The 23585-nt window shown below is 52.9% G+C and carries 20 protein-coding genes and 2 tRNA genes; 16 read left to right on the forward strand and 6 right to left on the reverse strand.

Features of this window, described 5'->3' with window-relative positions:
• Positions 1 to 34: 34 nt before the first annotated feature.
• The 7 genes from F0P93_RS03180 (at position 35) to F0P93_RS03210 (ending at position 10428) form a co-directional block, all read left to right on the forward strand.
• A complete protein-coding gene (locus F0P93_RS03180) occupies positions 35 to 946 on the forward strand; it encodes a transketolase family protein (protein WP_150874901.1) in 912 nt (303 codons plus the stop codon).
• Positions 947 to 1015: 69 nt separating this feature from the next.
• Positions 1016 to 2716: a hypothetical protein gene (locus F0P93_RS03185; protein ID WP_150874902.1), complete on the forward strand. Its 1701-nt coding sequence runs from the start codon at positions 1016 to 1018 to the stop codon at positions 2714 to 2716.
• Positions 2604 to 4394 (forward strand): hypothetical protein, encoded by a 1791-nt coding sequence (locus tag F0P93_RS03190; protein ID WP_150874903.1) that lies wholly within the window; start codon positions 2604 to 2606, stop codon positions 4392 to 4394. The genes F0P93_RS03185 and F0P93_RS03190 overlap by 113 nt, the downstream gene beginning before the upstream one ends.
• Positions 4395 to 4397: 3 nt before the next feature.
• Complete coding sequence (locus tag F0P93_RS03195) at positions 4398 to 5540, forward strand: acyltransferase family protein (protein WP_150874904.1); 1143 nt, start codon at positions 4398 to 4400, stop codon at positions 5538 to 5540.
• 152 nt (positions 5541 to 5692) lie between these two features.
• The gene (locus F0P93_RS03200) at positions 5693 to 6466 is read left to right on the forward strand and encodes a glycosyltransferase family 2 protein (RefSeq protein ID WP_150874905.1); all 774 of its coding nucleotides are present in this window, start codon (positions 5693 to 5695) and stop codon (positions 6464 to 6466) included.
• 184 nt (positions 6467 to 6650) lie between these two features.
• A complete protein-coding gene (locus F0P93_RS03205; RefSeq protein WP_150874906.1) occupies positions 6651 to 9377 on the forward strand; it encodes a hypothetical protein in 2727 nt (908 codons plus the stop codon).
• Positions 9378 to 9387: 10 nt separating this feature from the next.
• Positions 9388 to 10428 carry an alginate O-acetyltransferase AlgX-related protein gene (locus F0P93_RS03210; protein WP_150874907.1) on the forward strand — a complete coding sequence of 347 codons (1041 nt, stop codon included), beginning with the start codon at positions 9388 to 9390 and terminating at the stop codon, positions 10426 to 10428.
• A gap of 14 nt (positions 10429 to 10442) precedes the next feature.
• Here the strand turns inward: F0P93_RS03210 and F0P93_RS03215 are convergent.
• Positions 10443 to 10517: transfer RNA gene (locus F0P93_RS03215), tRNA-Val, on the reverse strand.
• Between the two features lie 22 nt (positions 10518 to 10539).
• A complete protein-coding gene (locus F0P93_RS03220; protein ID WP_150874908.1) occupies positions 10540 to 11859 on the reverse strand; it encodes an MFS transporter in 1320 nt (439 codons plus the stop codon).
• Positions 11860 to 12031: 172 nt separating this feature from the next.
• Between F0P93_RS03220 and F0P93_RS03225 the strand changes: the two genes are divergently transcribed.
• Positions 12032 to 14098 carry a thioredoxin domain-containing protein gene (locus F0P93_RS03225; RefSeq protein WP_150874909.1) on the forward strand — a complete coding sequence of 689 codons (2067 nt, stop codon included), beginning with the start codon at positions 12032 to 12034 and terminating at the stop codon, positions 14096 to 14098.
• Between the two features lie 167 nt (positions 14099 to 14265).
• Here F0P93_RS03225 and F0P93_RS03230 read toward each other — a convergent pair whose 3' ends face one another.
• From F0P93_RS03230 to ruvC, 3 genes are all read right to left on the reverse strand, one after another.
• On the reverse strand, positions 14266 to 14559 hold the full coding sequence (locus F0P93_RS03230) for a PAAR domain-containing contractile injection system baseplate protein (RefSeq protein WP_150874910.1): 294 nt from the start codon (positions 14557 to 14559) through the stop codon (positions 14266 to 14268).
• Positions 14560 to 14566: 7 nt separating this feature from the next.
• Positions 14567 to 14767, reverse strand: coding sequence for a hypothetical protein (locus tag F0P93_RS03235; RefSeq protein WP_150874911.1), 201 nt, complete (start codon positions 14765 to 14767; stop codon positions 14567 to 14569).
• Positions 14768 to 14929: 162 nt separating this feature from the next.
• Positions 14930 to 15529, reverse strand: a complete 600-nt coding sequence (ruvC, locus tag F0P93_RS03240; protein ID WP_114409552.1) for a crossover junction endodeoxyribonuclease RuvC — start codon at positions 15527 to 15529, stop codon at positions 14930 to 14932.
• 32 nt (positions 15530 to 15561) lie between these two features.
• Between ruvC and F0P93_RS03245 the strand changes: the two genes are divergently transcribed.
• The 7 genes from F0P93_RS03245 (at position 15562) to F0P93_RS03275 (ending at position 21352) form a co-directional block, all read left to right on the forward strand.
• Complete coding sequence (locus F0P93_RS03245) at positions 15562 to 16548, forward strand: lysylphosphatidylglycerol synthase transmembrane domain-containing protein (protein WP_150874912.1); 987 nt, start codon at positions 15562 to 15564, stop codon at positions 16546 to 16548.
• Between the two features lie 6 nt (positions 16549 to 16554).
• Positions 16555 to 17688: a glycosyltransferase gene (locus F0P93_RS03250; RefSeq protein WP_150874913.1), complete on the forward strand. Its 1134-nt coding sequence runs from the start codon at positions 16555 to 16557 to the stop codon at positions 17686 to 17688.
• Between the two features lie 33 nt (positions 17689 to 17721).
• Positions 17722 to 18369 carry a polysaccharide deacetylase family protein gene (locus F0P93_RS03255; RefSeq protein WP_150874914.1) on the forward strand — a complete coding sequence of 216 codons (648 nt, stop codon included), beginning with the start codon at positions 17722 to 17724 and terminating at the stop codon, positions 18367 to 18369.
• A complete protein-coding gene (locus tag F0P93_RS03260; RefSeq protein ID WP_150874915.1) occupies positions 18366 to 19358 on the forward strand; it encodes a glycosyltransferase in 993 nt (330 codons plus the stop codon). The genes F0P93_RS03255 and F0P93_RS03260 overlap by 4 nt, the downstream gene beginning before the upstream one ends.
• A complete protein-coding gene (locus F0P93_RS03265; RefSeq protein WP_150874916.1) occupies positions 19355 to 20134 on the forward strand; it encodes a TatD family hydrolase in 780 nt (259 codons plus the stop codon). Before F0P93_RS03260 ends, F0P93_RS03265 begins: the two co-directional genes overlap by 4 nt.
• 1 nt (position 20135) lies before the next feature.
• Positions 20136 to 21203 carry an asparaginase gene (locus F0P93_RS03270; RefSeq protein WP_150874917.1) on the forward strand — a complete coding sequence of 356 codons (1068 nt, stop codon included), beginning with the start codon at positions 20136 to 20138 and terminating at the stop codon, positions 21201 to 21203.
• A gap of 61 nt (positions 21204 to 21264) precedes the next feature.
• A tRNA-Ser gene (locus F0P93_RS03275) sits at positions 21265 to 21352 on the forward strand.
• Between the two features lie 74 nt (positions 21353 to 21426).
• Here the strand turns inward: F0P93_RS03275 and F0P93_RS03280 are convergent.
• Complete coding sequence (locus F0P93_RS03280) at positions 21427 to 22218, reverse strand: hypothetical protein (protein WP_150874918.1); 792 nt, start codon at positions 22216 to 22218, stop codon at positions 21427 to 21429.
• A gap of 527 nt (positions 22219 to 22745) precedes the next feature.
• Between F0P93_RS03280 and F0P93_RS03285 the strand changes: the two genes are divergently transcribed.
• Positions 22746 to 23543: a TolB-like translocation protein gene (locus F0P93_RS03285; RefSeq protein WP_225309352.1), complete on the forward strand. Its 798-nt coding sequence runs from the start codon at positions 22746 to 22748 to the stop codon at positions 23541 to 23543.
• The last annotated feature ends 42 nt before the right edge of the window (positions 23544 to 23585 follow it).

Genomic DNA, 23585 nt, shown 5'->3' on the forward strand with positions numbered 1-23585 from the left:
CAGCTCAACTCCGCGAAACCAAAACCATACTAGCATGCGTAAAGAATTTTCTGCTGCAATGGAACGGATTGCTGCGGCTGATGAGAAAATCATCTTCATCACGGGCGATCTGGGATATAATGCGCTTGAAAACGTGGCCGCCATCATGGGGCCGCGCTTCATCAACGCGGGGGTGGCCGAACAGAACATGGTCGGCGTGGCCGCCGGAATGGCTTACAAAGGGTATAAAGTGTTCTGTTACAGCATCGCGCCGTTTGCGGTGTATCGCTGTCTCGAACAGTTTCGCAACGATGCCTGTCTGCACAATTTGCCGGTTTTTCTGGTTGGCAACGGCGGAGGCTATGGCTACGGCATCATGGGCTCCACGCACCACGCCATCGAAGATTTGGCCTGTCTGAGCGGTTTGCAGAACGTAAAAACCTGGATTCCGGCCTTTGCCGACGAGATCGATTCGATTGTTGATAGCATCGTCTCCGAAGGTCGCCCGGCCTATTTGCGGCTCGGCGCCGGAGCGAAAACCCCCGAAGGCAGCGAAACCACCGGATCGTTCAAGAAAGTGGTGAGCAGCGAAAATCCGAAAGGAACCGTTGTGGCCCTGGGGCCGGTTGCCGCCAATGTGCTGAAAGCCCTGCAAACGTCCGATGCTCTGGGCAACCAGTTCGACGTCTATACTGCCCTCAATCTGCCACTGGACTTGCCGACGGGCCTGGGCCAGCAATGGGCGGAAGCAAAAAATCTTTTGGTTGTGGAAGAACACGTCAGCATCGGCGGTCTGGCCCAGCAGTTGTCGGTTAAGCTGCTCGAAAACGGCCTGTCGTTCCGTCAGTTTGTCAGTTTGTCGGCGCAGGGTTATCCCGACGGTTTGTATGGCGATCAGAGTTATCACCAGCAGCAATCCGGTCTGGATGCTACGTCTATTCAGGAAAAACTGGCGGCTTTTTTGTGATACGATCGTTACACAGGGTTGATCAGAGAACATCAGAGGGAATCAGAGAGGATTTGTTGAGTTGACCGTATGGAATCGAAAACACAAGCGGGAGCGGTTCAGGAAATCCGACCAAAAGCGGTTTCTCAACGATCCGTCTTCCTGGGCGGGCTGGTGTTGCTGATCCCGATCCTGGTCTATTTTTGGGTATTCAGCCGGTATGCCATCAATGTTCCGAAGTTTGAAGACCACATTTTGAAGACCTTTCTCTTCAATCTGAAGCAAGCCGACACGGTGCGCGACACGGTGTACGAATTTTTCCGGCAACACAACGAGCACCGCATCGTCTACGACCGGCTGATCACCTGGCTGGATTACAACCTGACCTGTAAGCTGAACTACATCCACCTCATGGTGGTGGGAAGCCTCAGCCTGGTTGTACTACTGATGGTGTTTGTCAAGGCCTTGCGAAAGGCCGATGCGCCTGTCTGGATGGCCCTGCCGGTTTCGCTGCTGCTTTTCAACCTGTCCCACTGGGAAAATATGTTCTGGGGCATGGCGGCCCTGCAAAATTTCACGGTGGTTGTGCTCGCCATTGCCGCCTTCTCCGATCTGGCGTTTAAAAACCGGGTGAGCTGGGTGGCCATTCTGCTGGCCGTTGCGGCCACGATCACCAGCGGCAATGGCCTGTTGATCTGGCCCGTGGGTCTGGTGATGATTTTTCTGCGGCAGGATTACGTGGGCGTTCTGCGCTGGCTGGCCGCACTGGCCGTCACCTTCCGGCTCTATTTTCTGAGCTACCAAAAACCGCCCGGCAATCCCGCCAATCAGGGTACGTTGCTGGATCAGATTCACGGCTGGTTTCTTTTTAACGGCGCTTCCGCCGAGGCTTTCCCAATTCAGAATTTCATGCTCACCTGCCTGATTCTGGGCGTTGCGGTGGTCGGACTGGCCGTCTGGATGGGTTTTTCCATGCTTTGGCAACGTTTTCGCGGGATTAAACTGAGCCCGTGGCAGTTGTTTTTTTTGGGTGGTGTGGCCTTTCTGGTCGGAACGGGCCTCATTGTGGCCTTCAACCGCGTGGGGTTTGGCCTGGGCACGCTCACGACCAGTCGTTACAAAATCTACTCCTTAACCCTGCTGGCTTTGCTGTTTTCGTTCTGGATCGCCAACGCCCGCCCTTCACGCCGGTTTCTGACGGCGGGTGTAGCTTCCGGTTTCAGTCTGCTGATCGCTTTTTTTTCTTATACGACCTATTTAGACGAAACCGTCAATTTGCGCAACTACCTGGCCACCATGCAATTCAACTGGACGTATACCCAAAACCGGCCGGTTTCAACTATCGATGCCCAAACCCGCGAATGGGTCGATAACGCTCCGGCTTTTTACGATGCGCAGTTGTCGGCTCTCTATCAGGAAACCAAACCGGCAGCCGTGATGCGGTTGGATACCCTTTACAAATCCGGAAACGAGTTTGTGATGCGGGTAGACTCCTTTCCGACGCTGGGAATTCGCGACCAGGGTGCCTACCTGATTGTGCGGTCGCCCCGCCGGATCTATCTTTTTCCAACCCGTCAGAATCTTTCCGGCAGTCGCAAGCGATGGATTAAACCGGCGGCCACGTTCGGCTCCGGTTTTACGGCGCAATTTCTCGAAGCCGAACTGGAAGCGGGTACGTATGACCTCCAGATTCTGGCCGTCGGCCCCGATTCGGAGTGGCGGTTTTATAGCACCGGACGCCAGGTTGTTTCGACTGGAAAACCGCTGGAATCCTTTAAGAAAAACTGGTAGTATGCAGGTATTCCGCAAATCGATCACGCTATTTTTACTGCTGACGCCGGTTTTTCTGGTTGGCGCAACGGTTTTAAAATACGCCATCGACCTTCCGTACTGGGATGATTACCTGGTTCAGACGCATTTGATTTCCCTGAAAAGCGACACAGGAACCCTCCGCAAACTCAGTCGGCTGTTCGACCAGCACTGGGAACACCGGATTGTGTGGACCCGCAGCATTTTCTTTCTATATTACAAACTCACTGGTCAACTCAACTACTATAACCTCACGCTGGTCGGGTTCAGCGGTCTGGTGGTTTTGCTGGGGGTGTTGTACGCGGTTTTCCGGAAAAACCGCCTGCCGCTGTATTACTTTTTGCCGGTTCCGTTCCTGCTGTTCACGCTGCAATCGCACGAGAACCTGATCTGGGCGATGGCTTCCATCCAGAATTTTTACATCCTGGTTTTCGCGCTGAGTGCCTTTTATCTACTCGCCTATCCATCGCGCCGGGCCTTTGGTGCGGCTTTGTGCGTCGCCACGCTTGCCAGTTTCACCAGCGGAAACGGTTTTCTCCTCTTTCTGATCGGTGCGATGCTGCTGTTCGGGCAGCGGCATTTCCGCCGGGGAGCGCTCTGGCTGGTGGTCGGTTTGGCGTGTGTGGTCATCTACTTTTACAGCTACAACCGCATCACGTTTTTCCCTTCGCCCTACCTCTACGGTTTCGGGCAGTGGATCAAAGCCTTTTTTGTGTTCGTCGGCGGTTTTGTCGACACGTATCCTTACCCCAAACCCGTCGCCATTGGCTATGACAACCCGATCTGGCTGACCATTCTGGTGGGCGTTCTGTTCATCGGGTTTGCAGGCTGGCAACTGATCCGTCTTTTGCAGACGTATTTTCTTACCAACCGCCGTTCCATTCCGGCGATGCCATGGTTCTGGCCCGCTTTTTTTGGCGGCAGTTTGCTGTTTCTGCTGGCGACGGATGCCATGACGGTGTATGCCCGCGTGGGTTTCGGCGGGGCGGGATACATGCTCCAGAGCCGCTACAAAATTTATTCGGGGCTGTTCATCAGCCTCTGTTACCTGTATGCCCTCTGGATGTATCAGAAGCAGGACTGGCTGCGGTTTGTCTGGGCCGTTGCGCTGGTGGTGACCGTTCCGATTAGTCTGTATGCGGATTATCAATGTCTGGAAGGCATCATCAACCAGCGCCGGAAAACCGTGGCGTCGTACCTGACCTGGCGGCTGCAAACCCCGGTTCTTGAGCAACGGGCTTTTGAGTCGGTATATCACCCCCATCCGTTTTCTGATTCGTACCTTACTGCCGTACAAACCGCTCCCAGGGATACCACGGCGGTTTTCGATCGCATCAACGAAGCGCATTTTTTCCTGAACGTTTTCAAAAAGGATGCCGCGAACCCCACCCTGGAACGACCCGAAAATGGTTCTTATATCGTGTTGCTGGGGGCTGACAGCAGTTATGTCTACCCGGCCCGGCCTCTTCGCCCTTATTCGGTGCAGGAGTCGGACCTGAAATCCAGCAAAACCGGCTATTTTAGCCCGGCGTTTCTGGCGCAGGTTCCGAAAGAAGCCACCAGACCGGGTACGTACCGAATGGCACTGCTGACCAACCACAACGACTCGCTGCGGCTGGAAATGAGCCCGGTATTATTCCGTCACACCACTACGTATTAACCCATGTCCCTTTTGACACCAGCGACCGAATCCCCATCGAAAGAGAAACTTTACCTCGTTCAGTTAGACGGACTGCGGTTTCTGGCCGTCACCCTGGTGATGCTCGATCATTGGCTGGGCGAGAAAAACAGCCTGCCGCTGGGGTATTTTGGCGTCAACCTGTTTTTTGTGCTGAGCGGTTTTCTGATCACCCGCATCCTGATTCACAGCAAGCAGGCGGATGACCGGCTTCAGCGGACGCACGGGCATTCGCTGCGGCAGTTTTTCATCCGGCGGAGTTTGCGGATTTTTCCCATCTACTACCTGACCATCATTATTCTGGCAATCGTTGGCTTTCAGGCTGCCCGGGAGAATTTCGTCTGGTTTATGACCTACACGCAAAACTTCTGGATCATTATTCACCAGACCTGGTTTGGCGCGCTGGATCACCTCTGGTCGCTGGCGGTGGAAGAGCAGTATTACATCTTTTTCCCGTTTCTGGTGCTGTTTCTGCCACTCCGCCGGTTGCCGGTGGTGTTGGCAACACTGGTGGGGCTGGCCTTTCTGTTGCGGGTGTACCTGTTTGCGACCGGAGCGCCCTGGATGGTGCAGTTCGTTTTCATGCCCGCGTGTCTGGATGCCTTCGGCCTGGGCGGTGTGCTGGCTTTTCTGATGGTTTTCCGCCGGGAGCTGTTCAACAAACTGGTTGGCAACACGGGTTTTCTGCTGGCAAGCCTGGCTTTGTACACCCTCAATGTATATTTGATGTCGACGACCTCGCCCTCCCGAAACGTTTATACGGACGTTTTCGACCGGTTTTTCACCTCCTTGTTCTGCTTTTTCATCATTGGAAAAAGCGTCGTAGGATACGGCGGTCTGGCCAAATGGGTGCTCGAACACCCGGTGAGCAACTACCTGGGCCGGATTAGTTATGGATTGTACTTATTTCATAATCTGGTTTTCAATTATTACCACACACCACCCGATTTCATCACCGTTCGGGCCTGGAACCGGGTCCTGCGGGAGTTGCCCTTTCTGGTCGATACCGGAGCTGATACGACGCTTAAATTCCTGTTTTTTTACGGGCTTACGGTACTGTTAGCCACCGTTTCATGGTACGTAGTCGAAAAACCGTTTAATGCCTTAAAAGACCGTTTTTCCTATTGATTTTTTGGAAACAAGCCCGTTGAATAAATCTAAGTGCGGGGGTAGGACAATTCCTACTTCCGATTTCCTTATCTTTGCCTAATTAATTTCGTCAAACCGGCAATTCGAACGCATTTGGTCAACGTTGCCACTTATAAGTCTGCTACCAGCTAATGAGTTTACACCTATCAATAGTAATGCCGGCCTACAACGAGGAAGAGTGTATCCACGAGGTAGTAGAAACCTGGGTCGATCTGCTTACCCGGCAATTTCCAACTGAAAATACGCGTCTGATTGTGATCAACGACGGTTCCAAAGACCGCACCGGTGCCATTTTAGATTCGCTCAAACCCAAATATCCGACCAAACTGGAGGTGGTTCATACGCCCAATGGCGGACACGGCAATGCCGTCGTTCGGGGATACCGCCACGCCGTCGCCATGGGATCGGAATACGTGTTTCAAACCGACAGCGACGACCAGTTTGTGACCGACGATTTTGCCAAGCTGTGGGCCAAACGCCATGAATCCCATTTCATTCTGGGCTACCGCCAGATTCGTTTCGATGCCCCCGCCCGGCTGGTCATCACCCGGATTCTGAAATTCAGCCTCTTTCTGATTTACGGAACCTACATCAAAGACAGCAACATTCCGTTCCGGCTCATAAACGGAGCCTACCTCAAAAAACTGCTGGAACAACTGCCCGACCCGACGCCCTTCGCCCCCAACATCTTCCTGGCCGTCATGGCGCGGAAAGCCGGTCAGAAAACCTTCGACATTCCCATCGTTCACAAAGAACGACTGACGGGTACGGTTTCCATTTTACGCTGGAAACTGATCAAAGTCTGTTTGCAAAGCTTCCGGGAACTGGCCGAGTTTCGCCTGGATCTGGGCGCGAAAGTGAAAGCCCTGAAAGCCGTGGATGTGAAACAGCCCGTTAAACTGTAAGCAATCCCCTGCCAGGAATGCGCCCGGTTGCCCCTGATGACGCAGATTGAACGGATCCCCCAGATTTTATCTGCGAAAATCCGCCCGGTCTGCGTTTTATTTTTTGACCGCTGACCATTGACGATCGACGGTGGTCAATGGCCGATCGTCAATGGTCAATGGTCTACAACTCAAACTCACCTACATGACCAAAAAGCAGCTCTGGATTGGCATTGGCATTTTGGCGCTGATTCTCGGCGGCTACTTCGGGTACCGCTGGTGGAAAGCGCCCGCCCGTTCCACCTGGATGCTGATTCCGTCGGATGCCTTGCTGGTTCTGGAAAGTGCGACTTTGCAGGATACGCTCTCCAAACTTGCCCGGCTGAACGAAATGGCCCTTCAGACTACCCCGGTTTTTCAGGAAGCCGCCCACAGCCTCGAAAAATTCGTCTGGGCGCCCCTCGACACCGCCAGTGCCATTCAGTTCCTGAACGACAAACCGATCTGGTATTCGCTGCATCCCACGTCCAAAGACCGGCTGGGGTTTATCTTTTACATCCCCATTCGTTCGCTCCAGGATCAACCGTTTGTCAACCGCATCCTGAATCCCGACGCCAACCGCTTCCGGGTGCTCAGCCATCCGTACGAAGACACCCGGATTCATGAACTGCTCACCGTCCGCAACGAATCGCTCGGGTCGTTTGTGGTGCTGGACGATTACCTGATCGGCAGTCCTTCTACAATTCTGATGGAAAGCGTCGTCCGGCGGATGAAACAACCGTTTACGGAAACACCCCTGCAACGGGCCGACGTGTCGCTGATCCGGCCGGGCAATCTGGCGGGCATTTACGTTCGCAGTTCGGTGTTGTCGGCCATACTTTCGCCGAAGGAAGAAAGCACCGATTACCAGTCCAAATACATCAAAGCCCTGTTACCCACGGAGTTGCTAACCCGGTTTCGGCAGTCAGCTTCCCGCTCCCACCTTATTGGCCTGTCGACGGACGACATCGGTTCCAAAAGCGCCCTGGCCAATCTCTTCGACCGGCAAACGCCTTTCCGAATCAACTGCGGTGCGCTGATTCCCGACCAGACGACCACGCTTTTTCATTTCAGCCTGAGCGACGGCCCCCGGTTTGGCAAAGCCCTGACGGCTTTTATCAACTCCGAAGATGAAGAGGACACCCGCGAGGGTCGACGTAAACTCCGGCCCTTGTTGCAGAACGAGGAAAACGGCATCTATAAATACGTCGGCAACGAAATGGCGCTGCTACGGCTGGATGCCCCCAGCGCCGACCGGCGGCTGGTGATGCTGATTCATTCGCCCAACGTCGATCGTTTGTGGGATCGCTACCAGCTTGCGGCCCTGCTGGCTTCCGGCACCGACCGCCTGTCGAGTTCCAAACCGTTTCTGCGCTACCGGATTTCGTCCATCGAAGCCCCGAACCTGCCCGCTTTTCTGTTTGGCGGTTTGTTTCGCGGTTTCGAGCAAAACTGGCTGGCTCAGGTGGGTGATTATCTCGTGATTGCGAACGGGCAGGGCGTTTTGCAGGAATACCTGCAATCCGTGGAGCAGCGAACGGTCTGGTCGGAATCGTTCCGCCAGCGGGATTTACTGACCCAGACGCTGCGCCCCGCCAACTTTACGGCCTACACCCGTTTCAGCCGTGCGGGTGAATCGGTAACCGCCAACTGGCCGCAATCCTGGCAACAGTTGCTGAACCACGACGAAACCGCGCTGGACAACGTTGAGAACCTCATTTACCAAAGTACTTACGGACGGGAGCGGATTTATTCGACGCTCATTCTGGGCCACACGACCCGGCGCGCCAGCGAAGCGGTTTTGAACCGGATTTTTCTCCAGCGAAAAATCGCCCTCAACGCGCCCCTGCTGAGTCAGCCGATGGTGATCGGCGATTTTGTCGGTAGCTCCGGGGCCATCTGGGCGGTCGATCAATCCCAACAATTTCTGCTCATTACCCCCGAAGGCGAAAAACATCCGATGGGTTCGGTCAATGGCCCGGTGATCAGTCCGATGGTGCCGGTCGATTACCTGAGCAATGGACGTTTGCAATACGCGTTTGCAACGTCCCGTTCCTTATACATTGCCGACCCGGTGAATGGCCTGGCCAAATTGCAGTCCATCCCATTGCCGGAAGGGCTCGACCCACGGACGATGATGGCCCCCCGACGCGATCAAAACCGCTCCCTGATTCTGCTGATGCTCCATACGAACGGCAGTGTATACGGTTTTGACCGGCAGCGGAAGCAGTTTGTCCGCCAATTTCCGGTGAATAATACCGCCGGAGAGAGCGTATCGGCTTTTCACGCAGCCGTTCGCAACCAGGCCCTTTCGGTGGCTTCGGTTCAGAAAGACGGCAAACTGTTTTACTGGAACGAAAATGGCGGTTTTGCTCCCGGCTTCCCGGTCGATTTGAAAGCGGAACTAACCGGACCGGCCTGGCTGGAAGGTGGTAATCCGACGACCATCTCGACATTAACACGGCAAGGTGAACTTCTCAGTATTTCGGCCGATGGAAAGGTTCTGGAACGAAATCAACTGGTCCGGCCCATCCGGCGGGGTTCTTTCCGGCTGCTGCCCGAAGTGAATCAGAACGGGTATGTGTTGCTTCGGGCGTCGGATACCGAAGCGGCCATTCTCGATCGAAAAGGCAATTCGTTGTTTGAGGTGCGGGGATTGCGACCGGGCCAGACGACCATCCGATACCACATTCTGGGTTCCGGTGTCAATCTGATCAGCGTAAAATCCGGTAATTTTACCACGCTATACGACCTTGCGGGTCGTCCGGTAGGTGACCGACCCATTCCGGGGAATTTCCCGGTGGAGTTGCAGTTTTCGGCTACCCGTAATAAATTATTTGTCTACAGTACTGACAACAAAGCCGTTCAGATCTGGTCGGTGAAGTTGCGTTAAGCAGGAGTCTATGAACATTGGCGTGATTGCCCGGTATTTGATTTTACTCGTTGGAATTCTCGTATACGTCGGGAGTTGTCATTCGGATGTTATGAATTCGGCCCAGAAAGAAGGGCTGATTCCCGACGATTACCGCTTTGGTGATCTCTACCGGATGGCAAATTTACCCCAGTTTAAAGCTGAACAGATTCCCTGTCCACCCGCCTACACAGCGAATGGCCCACGGAAACCCATTCACTTGTACATCATTGGCGATAGTTTTTCTGAACCCCCACGCGTTACGCTGAACGACTTCCCGATTGAATACTTTCACCGAACGAAGTGGGACACCCACCACCGGGTTCAGTTGGATACGACCAAAACCAACATCCTGATCATCGAATCCGTTGAGCGCCATTTCCGGGATCAGTTTGGGAAACACATCGACGAACTGACGGTGGTATCAGACACCACCCAAGCCGAACCGACGCCCGAAAACCGCCTGACCTGGCAAAGCATTACGAAGGAAATGGAAACGTTTTTTTCGCGGGATGCCGTTGAAGCCCGGTTGGAAACCATCCTGTTTTTTTCGGACTGGGCGCTGTGGTTCAAGGAATTGAAAGCCTGGCTGACGCTGGACTGGTTCGGCCGCGTGAATCCCAAAACGACCTTGTCGCCCGACGGAAAGTACCTGTTGTATTACCTCGATACGGATACATCGCTGACGAACTCATCGTTCAGGCCCCTGCCCGACACGCTCCTGAACCGCTACATCGATACCATCAATGTGGTGGCCGACCGGTACCGGAAAGCCGGTTTTGATCAGGTGTTTCTGTCCGTTATTCCCAACAAAACCAGCATTTACGCACCGGGCATGGGACCGCTGCCCTATAACCACCTCATCGAACGCGTTCAACAAAGCCCCCGGCTGGCCATTCCGGCAATCGATGTCTACACGCCCTATACGGCCAGTTCGGTTCCGCTGTTTGAAACCAGCGATGCGCACTGGAATTGCGCCGGTCGGGAAATCTGGATGCGGGAAGTAACAAAAAAGCTTACCACAGTCAAGTGATAAGCTTCGTGTTGTAGGACGTAGCGGGCTCGAACCGCTGACCTCCGCCCTGTCAAGGCGGCGCTCTGAACCAACTGAGCTAACATCCTGTCGTCGTTTCAGGCCACAAAATTAGGAGATTTCTTCGGTTTCCAAACGAACGCGGTAAACTTTTTGTGAAGGAATTCGCCATAGCAGCAGTAATCCGGCCACAAAAAGCACCAGCAACGCCAAAACACTGTTGCGCATACTCCCCGTAATCTGCTCGATGAGTCCGTACATCAGCGTCCCGATCACGATGGACAATTTATCCGTTACATCGTAAAAACTGAAATACGAAGCCGTATCCTGCGTACCATCCGGGATGAGTTTGGAATACGTCGCCCGCGACAACGCCTGAATGCCGCCCATCACCAACCCGACCACCACGGCCAGCGCGTAAAACTGGTTTTCACTCATTACGTAATACGCCCCGACGCAAATCCCGATCCAGACCGTTACAGCCATCATTAGCGCGTAAATGTTGCCAAACCGCCCCGACAAACGGGCAAACAGAATGGCTCCCGGAATGGCGATCAACTGAATGAGCAGAATGGTGATGATGAGACTTTGGGCGGGCAACTTCAGTTCGTCACTACCAAAAATGGTAGCGATGTACATCACCGTTTGGACGGCCATGTTGTAGATAAAAAAAGCCAGCAGAAACCGTTTTAGCAACGTTTGCGTCTGCACCTGCGCATAGACTTTCTTTAATTCCCGAAAACCGTTAAAAATCCAGTTGCCCGAGGTTTCGCTGCGAATCCGGCGCTCGGCGTTTGGTAAATACCGAAATGAAAGCTGCGCAAACCCGAACCACCAGACGCCCACCGTCAGGAACGAAATCCGGGAAGCCATCGCGCTGGACAGTCCGCCGTACCACTGCGGAAACAAAATCATGGTCAGGTTGAACACCATCAACAACACACTCCCGATGTATCCCATCGTAAAACCGCGTGCGCTGACCCGGTCAATTTGGTCTTCGGTCACGATTTCAGGCAGGTATGAATTGTAGAATACAATGCTGCCGCCCCAACCGACCAAACTGAGAATAAAACAAAAAACCGCAAAGGTCGTCGTCTCCTGTGTGAAGAAATACAACAGCGCACAACTGATGGAACCCAGAATGCAGAAGAACTTCATGAACGATTTCTTCTGACCGCTGTAATCGGCCAGGGCGGACGAAAAAGGGCTTAAGAGTGCAATCAGGAGAAAGGAAACCGAAACGGAGTACGAAAAGAGGACTGAGTTTTTTACCGGAAATCCCAGAAAATCAATGACATTGCCACCCGCTTCGTTCAAGGCCGTAGCGCTGAAGTAGACCGGAAAAATACTGGAAACGATGACCAGCGAATGCACGGAATTCGCCCAGTCATACAGACACCAGGCGTTGACAATACGGGGGTTGTTTTTCATAAAAAAGGGAGGAAGGCGTATTGGTGTAACCGAATGCAATCGACCGTAAAAATAAACGGAAATTTGGTGTCGTCAATAACTCCTTCACGGATAAAAAACCGGCCTGGCTAAACTTCTATCGGCTAAACCGGGTTAAAATGACAACCTTACCGCGCTTCCGAGCCACGCCCGTATGAACCGACTTGCCCAAGAAAGTAGCCCTTATCTCCTGCAACACGCCCATAACCCGGTCGACTGGTTTCCCTGGGGACCCGAAGCGCTGCAAAAAGCACAGCAGGAGAACAAACCGATTCTGGTGAGCATTGGGTATTCGGCCTGCCACTGGTGCCACGTCATGGAACGAGAATCGTTTGAGAATGAGTCGGTTGCTTCGGTCATGAATGACAATTTTGTGTGCATTAAAGTGGATCGGGAGGAGCGCCCCGATGTCGATGCCATTTACATGGATGCCGTTCAGGCTATGGGGGTGCAGGGCGGCTGGCCTCTGAATGTGTTCCTGATGCCTGACGCCAAACCGTTCTACGGCCTGACGTATCTCCCGGCCCGTCAGTGGATGAACCTGCTGACCAGTGTGCGCTCGGCATTTGCCGAACACCCGGATCAGTTGGCCGAATCGGCCGAGGGTTTTGCCAAACAACTGAATATGAGCGTCACGGAGCAGTATTACCTAACCGATGCGGCACCGGCCTTTACGCGGGAGTTGCTCGAAGCGATGTATCAAAAATTGGCCGGATCATTCGATTCGGTGAAAGGCGGTCCGCGTCGGGCACCCAAATTTCCGATGCCGAGCATCTACGGTTTTCTGCTGCGGTATTACCACGTCACGAAAAACGAAGAGGCCCAGAACCACATTCGCCGGACGCTCGATTTTATGGCATTGGGCGGCATTTACGACCAGATCGGGGGTGGATTTTCCCGTTATTCCGTTGACGACCAGTGGTTTGCTCCTCACTTCGAGAAAATGCTCTACGACAACGGCCAGTTGGTAACACTTTACTCCGAAGCCTACAGCCTGACCCAAAGCCCCTTGTATCGCCAGACGGTTTTTCAGACGATTGCCTTTCTCCAGCGGGAATTGACCAGTCCGGAAGGCGGTTTTTATTCGGCACTGGATGCCGACAGCGAAGGGGTCGAAGGCAAGTTTTACACCTGGACAACCGCCGAATTGCAGGCGATTCTGGAAGACGATTTCAACTGGTTTAGTGAATTATACCACATTGCACCAGATGGCAACTGGGAGGAACACGCGGGCGTCGGGCGAAACATTCTTCACCGCGTGGTGCTGGATGAGGATTTTGCCCGGAGACAGGGATGGACAAAGGAAGAATTGGCCGACAAGCTTTCCGCAGCGCACCAGAAATTGATGGTCGTTCGGGACCGGCGCATTCGACCCGGACTGGACGACAAGATGCTGTGTTCCTGGAACGGCCTGATGCTAAAAGGACTGGTGACGGCCTACCGGGTTTTCGGGGAAGTCTCCTTTCTGGATCTGGCCGAACGAAACGCCCGGTTTATTCTGGAAAAACTGACCCGTCCGGAAACCGGTCAGCTCTGGCACAGTTACAAATCCGGGGTGAGAGATCAGGAAGGTGTCGCAACAATTACGGCTTATCTGGAAGATTACGCGGCTGTCATCGACGGTTTTCTGGCACTCTACCAGGCCACATTCAAAGACGAATACCTGCTCGAAGCCGACCGGCTCGCTCGCTATACCCTCGATTATTTCTGGGACGAAGAAGATCATCTGTTCTTTTTCACCGACCAGGCGGGGGAACCATTGATTGCCCGAAAAAAGGAGGTTTTTGACAACGTCATCCCGGCGTCCAATTCCATGATGGCCCATAACCTCTACACGCTCAGTCTGTTGCTGGAAAAACCGGTCGATGGCGCTCCGGCTTACACGGATCTGCTCACGGCCATGCTGGGGCGGGTGCAACCTCTGCTGCAACAAAACGCCGATTACCTGACGCACTGGGCCGCGCTTTACGCGATGCGGGTGCAGCCAACCGCTGAACTGGCTATTGTGGGGCCGGATGCGGAGCAGTTCCGTCGCGAAATCGACCAGCGGTTTTACCCCAATAAAATTCTGGCTGGAACCCTGACGGAAAGTGACCTCCCGCTGCTGGTAAACCGGACAACGGTAAACGGAAAAACCGCTATTTACGTCTGTTACAACCGCAGTTGCCAATTGCCGGTTACGAGTGTGGAAGCTGCGTTTAGCATTCTGGAGAACGAATAGCGGGACTTTAGCTCGATGCCCCGTTCCTTTAAAGGGCAGTGCTGTTAAGTATTTACGCTTGTTGCCCCTAAATCCCCTAACGGGGACTTTCAAATCCGGATGTTAAAGTCCCCGTTAGGGGATTTAGGGGCAACAAGCGTCCTAATGGAAACAAATTGGGAAGCGTTTTAACCGCCAATCAAAACGGTGGGTAGACCTAACACGATGGTGCCGCCGTGGGCCGTCGTATCGCCTACGCGGGCGGCTGGTTTTCCGGCAATTAAAACCGTTGCCGATCCTTTGATGATGGAATCCGGAGGGCCTGAGCAGGTACACAAATCACCGACACAGGCAGCGGGCTGACCGCCAATCAGGACGACAGCCTGACCGGGCGGCAGAATGGTGCCACCCACGTGGGGTACGGTGCCCGTTACCATTGGGCAAACGTGCAGATCTCCGACCCGGGCGGCTGGCAATCCCATGGTCTATTTAAATCACTTTGATCAATTTGAGTACCATGTACACACCACTGGGGCTGGCAGCGCCCTTTTTGTGGCTGAAGATGGTTTTGGAGTTGATGACGCCCAGATTTTTAGAACGCACCTGTTCCCGGCCCAGGGTGGTGAGTCCCAGTCCAACCAGCAGGTAAAAACCGGCTAACATCAATCGATTTCTGAATAGCTTTTTCATTGGATCAGGTCAACTTTTTTCTCCCCATTCCCTGAAAAATCAGGATCAAAACCGGTGGAGAGAGCTCAGTCCGTTTCGATGCCCAAAAGTACACGGTTGTTCCGGAAGAATAATGCGTAGTTTCCCCTGTTTTGCGAAGTGAAAAGTACCTTTTTTACGTCGTCAGGAAATGCGGCCGGGATTTTCGTTGGCAAAAGCCGACCAGGCTCCTTTCTTCGATTTCTTACCCGTCGATTTGGTTCCCGGCAGCGCATTTTTGTGAAAATGATGGCAAATGGCAATCGCCAGGGCATCCGTCGCATCGAAAAACTCCGGATTGAGTTCGGCATGCAGCAAGTGGCCAACCATGTGGGAGACCTGCTCTTTGGACGCATTGCCGTTGCCTGTCACCGACTGCTTCACCTTCCGGGGGGAATATTCCACGATCGGAATGCCGCGTGACAGTGCTGCGGCCATGGCCACCCCCTGCGCGCGCCCCAGTTTCAGCATCGCCTGGACGTTTTTTCCGAAAAAGGGATCTTCGATCGCCATTTCATCGGGCAGGTGTTCCTCGATGAGCTGAATCATCCGATCAAAGAGCTTCTTCAATTTCAGTTCGTGGGTGCTATATTTGCTCAGGTGAATGACGCCGTATTGCAGCATACTCATCTGATCTTTCTGGATTCGGATGACGCCATAACCCGCAATCTGCGTTCCGGGATCGACTCCCAGAATAATTTTGTCGTACGCTTCAAGTTCGGTAGCAGCAAGTGGAATGGGCATGGAAGGTCGTACGGATTTTTAGCAAGGAAACTATGCAAAGTAACGGGTTCGTCCCTCAAAGAACGTATTCCAGGACCAAAAAAATCGTTTTTTGGTCAAAAATCGGCATTCTTACCCTGATCGTCAGTTACATCGGCATTACCCTGAATCGCCAGCAACACGACCTGCAATCCGTCTTTACCTACTGGAAAACCGCCAACTGGCTCAGTCTCCCGGCTTTGTTGCTGCTGCTGTTGACCCCCGCCAACTGGCTGCTCGAAGCCCTGAAATGGAAGATTCTGGTGCAACGGGTCGAACCTATTTCCCTAAAAGAAGCGACCCAGGGTGTGCTGGCCGGTCTGGCGATGGGGTTTGCCCTGCCCGCCCAACTGGGCGACACCGCCGGCCGGCTGCTTTCGCTCCGCTCCGACCAACGCTGGCAGGGCATCGGTGCGGCCCTTGTTTCGGGCGGCATGCAGTTTCTGGCCGCCGTCTTTTTCGGGACCATCGCCCTCTTCGTGCAGCTTCAATTCGAGACGGAAGCCTGGCCCGTTGCGCAGGGCGTGCTGTTCTGGCTCCTGGTGCTGACGATGGGGCTGGCAGTTTTGGCGGCCTGGCAGCGGCACCGCCTGGTTCATTTGCCCGTTCGCTGGCTCCAACGCTGGGAAAAATACTGGTCGGTCGCTTCCTATTATACGACGAAGGAGTTGGTTCTGGCTTTCAGTGCGGCCTCGCTCCGCTACCTGACTTTTTCGCTGCAATTCTATTTTGCCCTGCTCATATTCGGCATTCAGTTACCGCTACGCGAAACCGCCACGGGGATCGGGCTGGTGTATCTGGGAAAAACGATTATTCCGGCCTTTAACCTGCTCAGTGATCTGGGCGTCCGGGAAGCTACGTCCATGTGGGTGTTCGGCCAGTGGCAGGTTCCGGCTCCGCAAATTCTGTCGGCGACGCTCACGCTCTGGTTGTTCAACATTCTGGCCCCGGTGTTGGTCGGGCTGTTCTGGGTCTGGAAACTAAAGCTATCAACGCACTGACCGGCTATGTTTTACATCCTCCTCTTCATCTCCATCAGTTACGCTTTCTTCACGCTTATTCTGGCCGTAACCTGGTGGCGAATGACCGCGTTTACGGCTCCCGCAACGTCCCCAAACGCGAAATCACCCCGAATCAGTGTCATCATTCCGGTTCGCAACGAAGAACATACCCTGCCCCTGCTGCTGCGTGATCTGCAAAACCAGACCTATAACACTGACGGTTTTGAAGTCATTGTTGCGGACGACTCGTCAACAGATAACACCCTAAAAATCACGCAGTCGCTGGTCGGGCAGATGCCCTATTCCCTCCGTCCGCTACCGCTGGACAATGAGCCGACCACCTCGCCGAAGAAGCGGGCGATTCGGCAAAGCATCGCGATGGCCACCGGCGACCTGATCGTAACGACCGACGGCGATTGCAGAGTGGGGCCGAAGTGGCTCGAAGCAATTGCGGCTTTTTACCAGCAAACCGGTGCCCAACTCATCAGTGGCCCGATCAGTTTCAATACCGATCATTCCGCTTTCGGCAACCTGCAAACCGTCGAGAGCAGCAGCCTCATCGGCGCGGGTGCCTGCACAATGGCGCTGGGCTTTCCGACGATGTGCAACGGAGCCAACCTGACCTACGAAAAACGGGCTTTTGAAGCCGTAGACGGTTTTGACGGCATCGACCATGTGGCTTCAGGCGACGATGAACTGCTCATGCACAAGATTGCCAGCCGCTATCCCGCGGGCGTAAAATTTCTGAAAAGCCCGGATGCGATTGTCCACACCGCCCCGCAGCCGACGCTGGAAGCATTCTACCACCAGCGGAAGCGGTGGGCCAGCAAATGGCGCGCGTACCAGAGTGTATTGCCATCGATTTTGGCGGTTTTTATCTTTGCCAGTAACCTCGCACTGCCCGTCGCCCTGCTTGCGTATGGCTTCGGGAATCTGTCGGCGTCCAAACTTATCGGCATCGTAGCCTTGAAAGCTGTGCCGGAGTGGCTATTTTTGGGCTCCGTATTGGTGTTCCTGGAAAAAAAACCGGTGCTTTTCTGGATTCCGGTCACGCAACTGGTGTATCCATTGTACGTGGTTTTTTTCGGGCTGGCGGCTCAACAAAAGGGATTCCGCTGGAAAGACCGGACGTTGCGTTAATCCCACCAAAAACCGCATCAGCGAACCGATTCTATGTTTTTACATAAAACAAATTTCCTGCTTCGGGCCTTCTACCCCCGCTTTGAGTGGCGAATTCCGACCCGGGAGAAGGTGATTTACCTGACGTTTGACGATGGCCCTATCCCGGACGTCACCGAATTTGTACTGGAAACGCTGCAAAACCACCAGGCCAAAGCGACGTTTTTTTGCATTGGCGACAACGTCAAAAAGCATCCCGGCATTTTTCAGCAGGTACACCAGGCAGGCCATTCCATTGGCAACCACACCTTTAATCACTTAAATGGCTGGAAAACCGAGAACGAACCGTATCTGGAAAACGTTCGGCAGTGTCAGCAGCAGTTGGACCTGCCGACCCGGCTTTTTCGTCCGCCCTACGGCCGCATGAAACGCAGCCAGGGCCACGAAGTCCTCAAAACGCATGATGTCATCATGTGGGATGTACTGACGGGCGATTTTTCGCTGTCGCTGCAGCCGGAAGTGGTGCTGCAGAAAACGTTGAAATACACCGAACCGGGTTCCATTATCCTGTTTCACGACAGCCTGAAAGCCTGGCCCCGCATGAGTTACGCCCTTCCGCGGGTTCTGTCCCATTTTTCAGAACGCGGGTATCGCTTTGACGGGCTGCCCCAAACGTCCGGTTTCAGGACTTCGGTGGCGTGAACATCGACGTCAGCATTCTGATTGCCGCCCGCAACGAGGAGGACACGATTGTCCGTTGTCTTCAGGCCATTGAGCAACTTCGGTATCCGCCGGATCGCTTCGAAGTGCTGATTGGCAATGACCAGTCGGAGGACCAAACCGGGGAACTGGTGGCCGGTTTTATTCGCAATAAACCGCGTTACCGGCTTTTCACCATCACGCAAAAAGTGGGAAAGCAGGCCGGAAAAGCCAATGTACTGGCCCAGCTAGCCCAGCACGCACAGGGCCGGATTCTGTTATTTACCGACGCCGATTGCGAAGTGTCGCCCGACTGGCTTTCCGGGATGGCACGACCGTTTGAGCAGGAACGACTCGGGATTTTGACGGGCTGTACGCAGATTGTCGGGCATACGGTTTTTCAGAAATTGCAGGCCGTCGACTGGTTTTATGGACAGTACCTGATCAAGCAATTGACCGATCTGAACGTTCCGGTGACGGCAATGGGCAATAACATGGCGGTGCGTCGAACGGCGTATGATGCCGTCGGCGGCTACGAAAATCTGCCCTTTTCGGTGGTGGAAGATTACCAACTGTTTACAGAAATTGTTCAGCGCGGTTTTTCGTTTGGCCACCTCTTCGATTGTGACGTCCTGGCGACCACATTACCGTTACCAAACTGGAGAAGCTGGCTGCACCAACGAAAACGCTGGATGGTCGGGGCATTGCAGTTACCGCCGTACTTTATCGTCCTTTTTCTCCTGCAATTGCTTTTTTATCCTCTGCTGATCGTTCTGGCGTTCTGGTTTCCGACCGCAGCGGCAACGATCTGGCTTCTGAAGTTTGTTACCCAGACGGCCCAGCTGCTCTGGATTCTAAACCGGTTTCGCCGGTGGGACCTGTTGCCGTATTTGATCGGCTTCGAGTTTTACCTGCACATTGGCTATTTTATTTCACTCATTTATTATTGGTTACCCACGAAGCTGGTCTGGAAAGGCCGAACGTATTCATGATCGACACCCACGCCCATATTTACGATTTGCAGTTCGAGGACAAGGAAGCCATGCTGTCGGCGGCTGAAGCCCAGGGCGTTTCTCAAATCTGGATGCCCAATTGCGCCACCGAAACCATTGATGCCATGATGGCTCTGGCCGAGCGGTTTCCCGACCGCTGTTTGCCGATGATGGGACTTCACCCCTGTTATGTTACTAAAACCGTTGAGGAGGAACTGGCAACCGTCGAAAGTTGGCTGAACCGCTATTCGTTTTTTGCCATCGGCGAAATTGGGCTGGATTTTTACTGGGATCTGACCCATGTAGACCGCCAGTTTGAAGCCTTCACGGTTCAGTTGCAATGGGCCTCGCAGCGAAATGTACCCATTTCCATTCATAGCCGTTCTGCCGCCAACGGCGGGCGAAATGCCTTTGCCGAAGCCGCCGATCTCATTGAAAAACTGGCTTTGCCCAACCTGAACGGCATTTTCCACTGTTTCGTCGGAACCGTGGAGGAAGCGCACCGCGCCATTGAACTGGGTTTCAAATTAGGCATCGGGGGTGTTTCGACTTTTAAAAATGGTGGTTTGGATCAAGTGCTTCCCCACATCGATCTGGAACACCTGGTGCTCGAAACCGATGCGCCGTATCTGGCTCCCGTCCCTTACCGGGGCAAACGAAATGAACCAGCGTATCTGAAGCTGATTGCCCAGCGGGTCGCCGATTTGAAGCAGGTTCCGCTCGCACAGGTCGATGCGCAATCCACCCAAAATGCCCTACAGCTTTTAATCCGCTAACATGTATCGCACCATTCATATCAACCCGGTTTTACCGGGTCAGTCCCGATCCTCGGTTTTGGTCATCTACACTGGCGGTACGCTGGGCATGGTCTACGACCGCCAGAACGATCAGCTTGTCCCGTTCGATTTTGAGCAGATTCTGGATCGGGTTCCCGAAATCCGGCGGCTCGATTTTGAAGTAACGGTAATTGTGCTGAGCGAACTGATCGACTCTTCGAACATGAAACCGGGAAACTGGATTCATCTGGCCCGCATCATTCGGGACAATTACGAAGCGTACGACAGTTTTGTCATCCTGCACGGAACGGACACGATGGCCTATACAGCCTCGGCTCTCAGCTTTTTGCTCGAAGGACTGAACAAACCGGTGATTCTGACAGGCGCGCAACTGCCCATTGGTGTGGCCCGGTCGGATGCAAGGGAAAATTTTATCACGGCGATGGAAATTGCCGCTGCGCAGGAAAACGGTCGGCCACTGGTGCCGGAAGTGTGTATTTACTTCAATTCGATGCTGCTGCGGGGCAATCGGGCGAAGAAAAAGGAAAGTGTGCATTTCAACGCGTTTCATTCCGAAAACTACCCGCATCTGGCGATGGCCGGCGTTAACATCGAATACAATACGCCGTTTATTCATCCGTTTATGCCGGAATCAACGCTGACGGTTTACGAGGAAATGGACACGCACGTGGTCGTCTTGCCGCTTTTTCCGGGTATCAACCACCAGATTATCAGCGCCATTCTGGGCATTCCGGTTTTGAAAGGGCTGGTACTGGAAAGTTACGGTTCCGGAAATGCACCGACGGAAACCTGGTTTCTGAATGCGCTGGAAAGTGCCATCGAACGCGGCCTGGTCATTTTCAACGTTTCCCAGTGCGACGGCGGCCGGGTGACGCAGGGGCGCTACCACACCAGCAAAGCCCTGGACCGGATTGGGGTATTGAGCGGGAGCGACAGCACCGTTGAAGCCGCGATCACCAAATTGATGTTTCTGCTCGCCAACGAACCGGATCAGGACCGGTTGAAAAAACGCCTGGTTACACCGATTTGTGGAGAAATGAGCCTGTAAGGATCAAAAACTGGTTGTAAGTTTCAGGAATAACCCGCATCTTTGCATCCCGTTTCGACCCAGAGAGATGTCCGAGTGGTTGAAGGAGCACGCCTGGAAAGTGTGTATACGTCTAAAGCGTATCGCGGGTTCGAATCCCGCTCTCTCTGCGAAAAATAACCCGCTCATTCTGAGCGGGTTATTTTATTTTATAAGGATCCGGTTTCTACGCCGGATTGATTCGTTACCGGCACGTATAGGTAAAATCTGTGATACGGTAATAGGGAACACTCACGCTGGTCTCCAGAAAATATCGGCGCTTGACGCGCCCGTTTTCGTCATACTCGTACTTATAATCATAGACGTGGACAAACGGATCGTTGGATTGGTCGTAGTTCTTTGTAGTCAGTTTGGTGGGTAGATTTTTACTGGTTTTCCCCTCCTGTGGTGCAATGTTGGGTAAATTCGGCCGGGTCAGGTCATACTCATACTCATAGACCATTTTCGATTGGGTCGGAACCGTACGGACTTCCTCATTGATCAGATTACCGTCAACAATCGTATAGATATAGACCAACCCAGGCGTTTCTTTTCGAATCAAATAGCCTTCCGCATTGTACGTATAATAGGTGGGAACCTGGGTGTTCGTGGTAATATCAGCCAGAAGTCCCTGATCGTTTAAGGCAATATCGGAATAGCCGCCTTTCATCAGACCCGGTTCATACGAATAATTTAAGGTAGTCGGCGAGAAATTACCTGTCGGATTACGATAGTACTGACTCAAGCGGTTTTGCTCATCATAGGTGTATTTCTCGGTATACTTGGTTCCAATCTGGACGGGCTTGCCATCCAGCTGCGCGGTTTCATCCAGCGGTTGCCAATACGGGATTTCGGAGCGGGACGACTTTTCAATCGCTGTAAACGTCAGCACCCGACAACTAAGATCGGGGCCGGGTCGGTGATCCTGCACAGTACAGGCATCAAGAAACACAACAAGACTGATAGAAAGAAAGGCCAGGGAAGTACGAATTTTCATAAGAGCAGGAATAAAAAAAGTTAATACTGATTTACTAAGAGTATAGGAGCTATTCTTTGACAAAAAGGTTGCAAGAGAGAATGATAATATTATTAAACGTACTCGTTTTCATTTATGCCAATTAGTGACAGGATTGTTCCCAAATTAGACAGCTTTGATTTAGGAGGGTTCGTACTTTTAACCTATACATTAGGTTAATGAATTGGAAAGTCATTGTCTGGTTAGGCAGTGACTTTTTTGTTGGTACAATCGTTCTGCTTTTACGATCCATGAAGGTTGTTCGAAACCGAACAAAAGGGGTGATACCGAACTCATTCTGATGCTGTTTATTTCTGCGCTCTATTGAAATTTAATAACTTAGTATCTGGTATGATTTTCGTTGTTATACGATTGACCAAGCCCGTTTCTATCAAAATAACTAACCTCTTATGACTGGTTTTCAAACTGGAATTTCACTACTCCTCATTTTTTCGGGTACGCTACATGCGCAATTGACCACTCCGTATTTAAATCAGAATCCGCCCGGCATGGTCCCCAGCATATTTGCCCCTGATTTGGTTTCCTTAAAAGATCATTACGAATACGGGTCGGTTTTTTCGAGCGACGGTACGGAATTTTATTACGCAGTCATCATCAATAAAAAGCCTCAGATTCGGTGCATACGGTTTGAAAAAAACGCCTGGACCGCGCCCAAAATCGTCATTGGCAGTGATCAATATGAATACAATGATCCCTTTCTATCGCCGGATGAAAAGCGCCTGTATTTCATCTCGGATCGGGCCGTCGACGGGAAGGGAGAGAAGAAAGATTTTGACATCTGGTACATCGAGCGGAGAAAAAACGGCTGGTCGACTGTACCGGTGAATGCCGGGCCCGGCATCAACACCAGCAAGAATGAGTATTACATGTCCTTTACGAAAACAGGTACGATGTACTTTTCATCGAATGGCGGGTCCGACCAATCTACCGATAAGAAGTATGACATCCGGTTTTCCAGGTATGCCAGAGGAAAATTCCAGCCTTCCCGGTCACTCCCCTCTACCATCAATACCGAACATTACGAAGCCGATGTTTTCGTGTCACCGGATGAGCAATACGTCATTTTCTGCGCCGAGCGCCCGGACGGATTTGGGAAAGGCGATTTATACATCAGCTTCAAAAGCAAAACCGGTGAGTGGCAAAAAGCAAAAAACATGGGTTCTGTGATCAATAGCGATGCCTACGAGTTTTGCCCCTTCATAACCACCGATGGCAAATACCTGTTCTTCTCCAGAGACGGTGATATTTTCTGGGTGAAAGCAGCGGTGCTTGACGGATTGAAATAATGGCGATGATTCCTCCAAAAGCCCCTGAAATCGATTCATTGG

This window comes from Larkinella humicola (assembly GCF_008727875.1).
GTDB classification, from domain to species: domain Bacteria; phylum Bacteroidota; class Bacteroidia; order Cytophagales; family Spirosomataceae; genus Larkinella; species Larkinella humicola.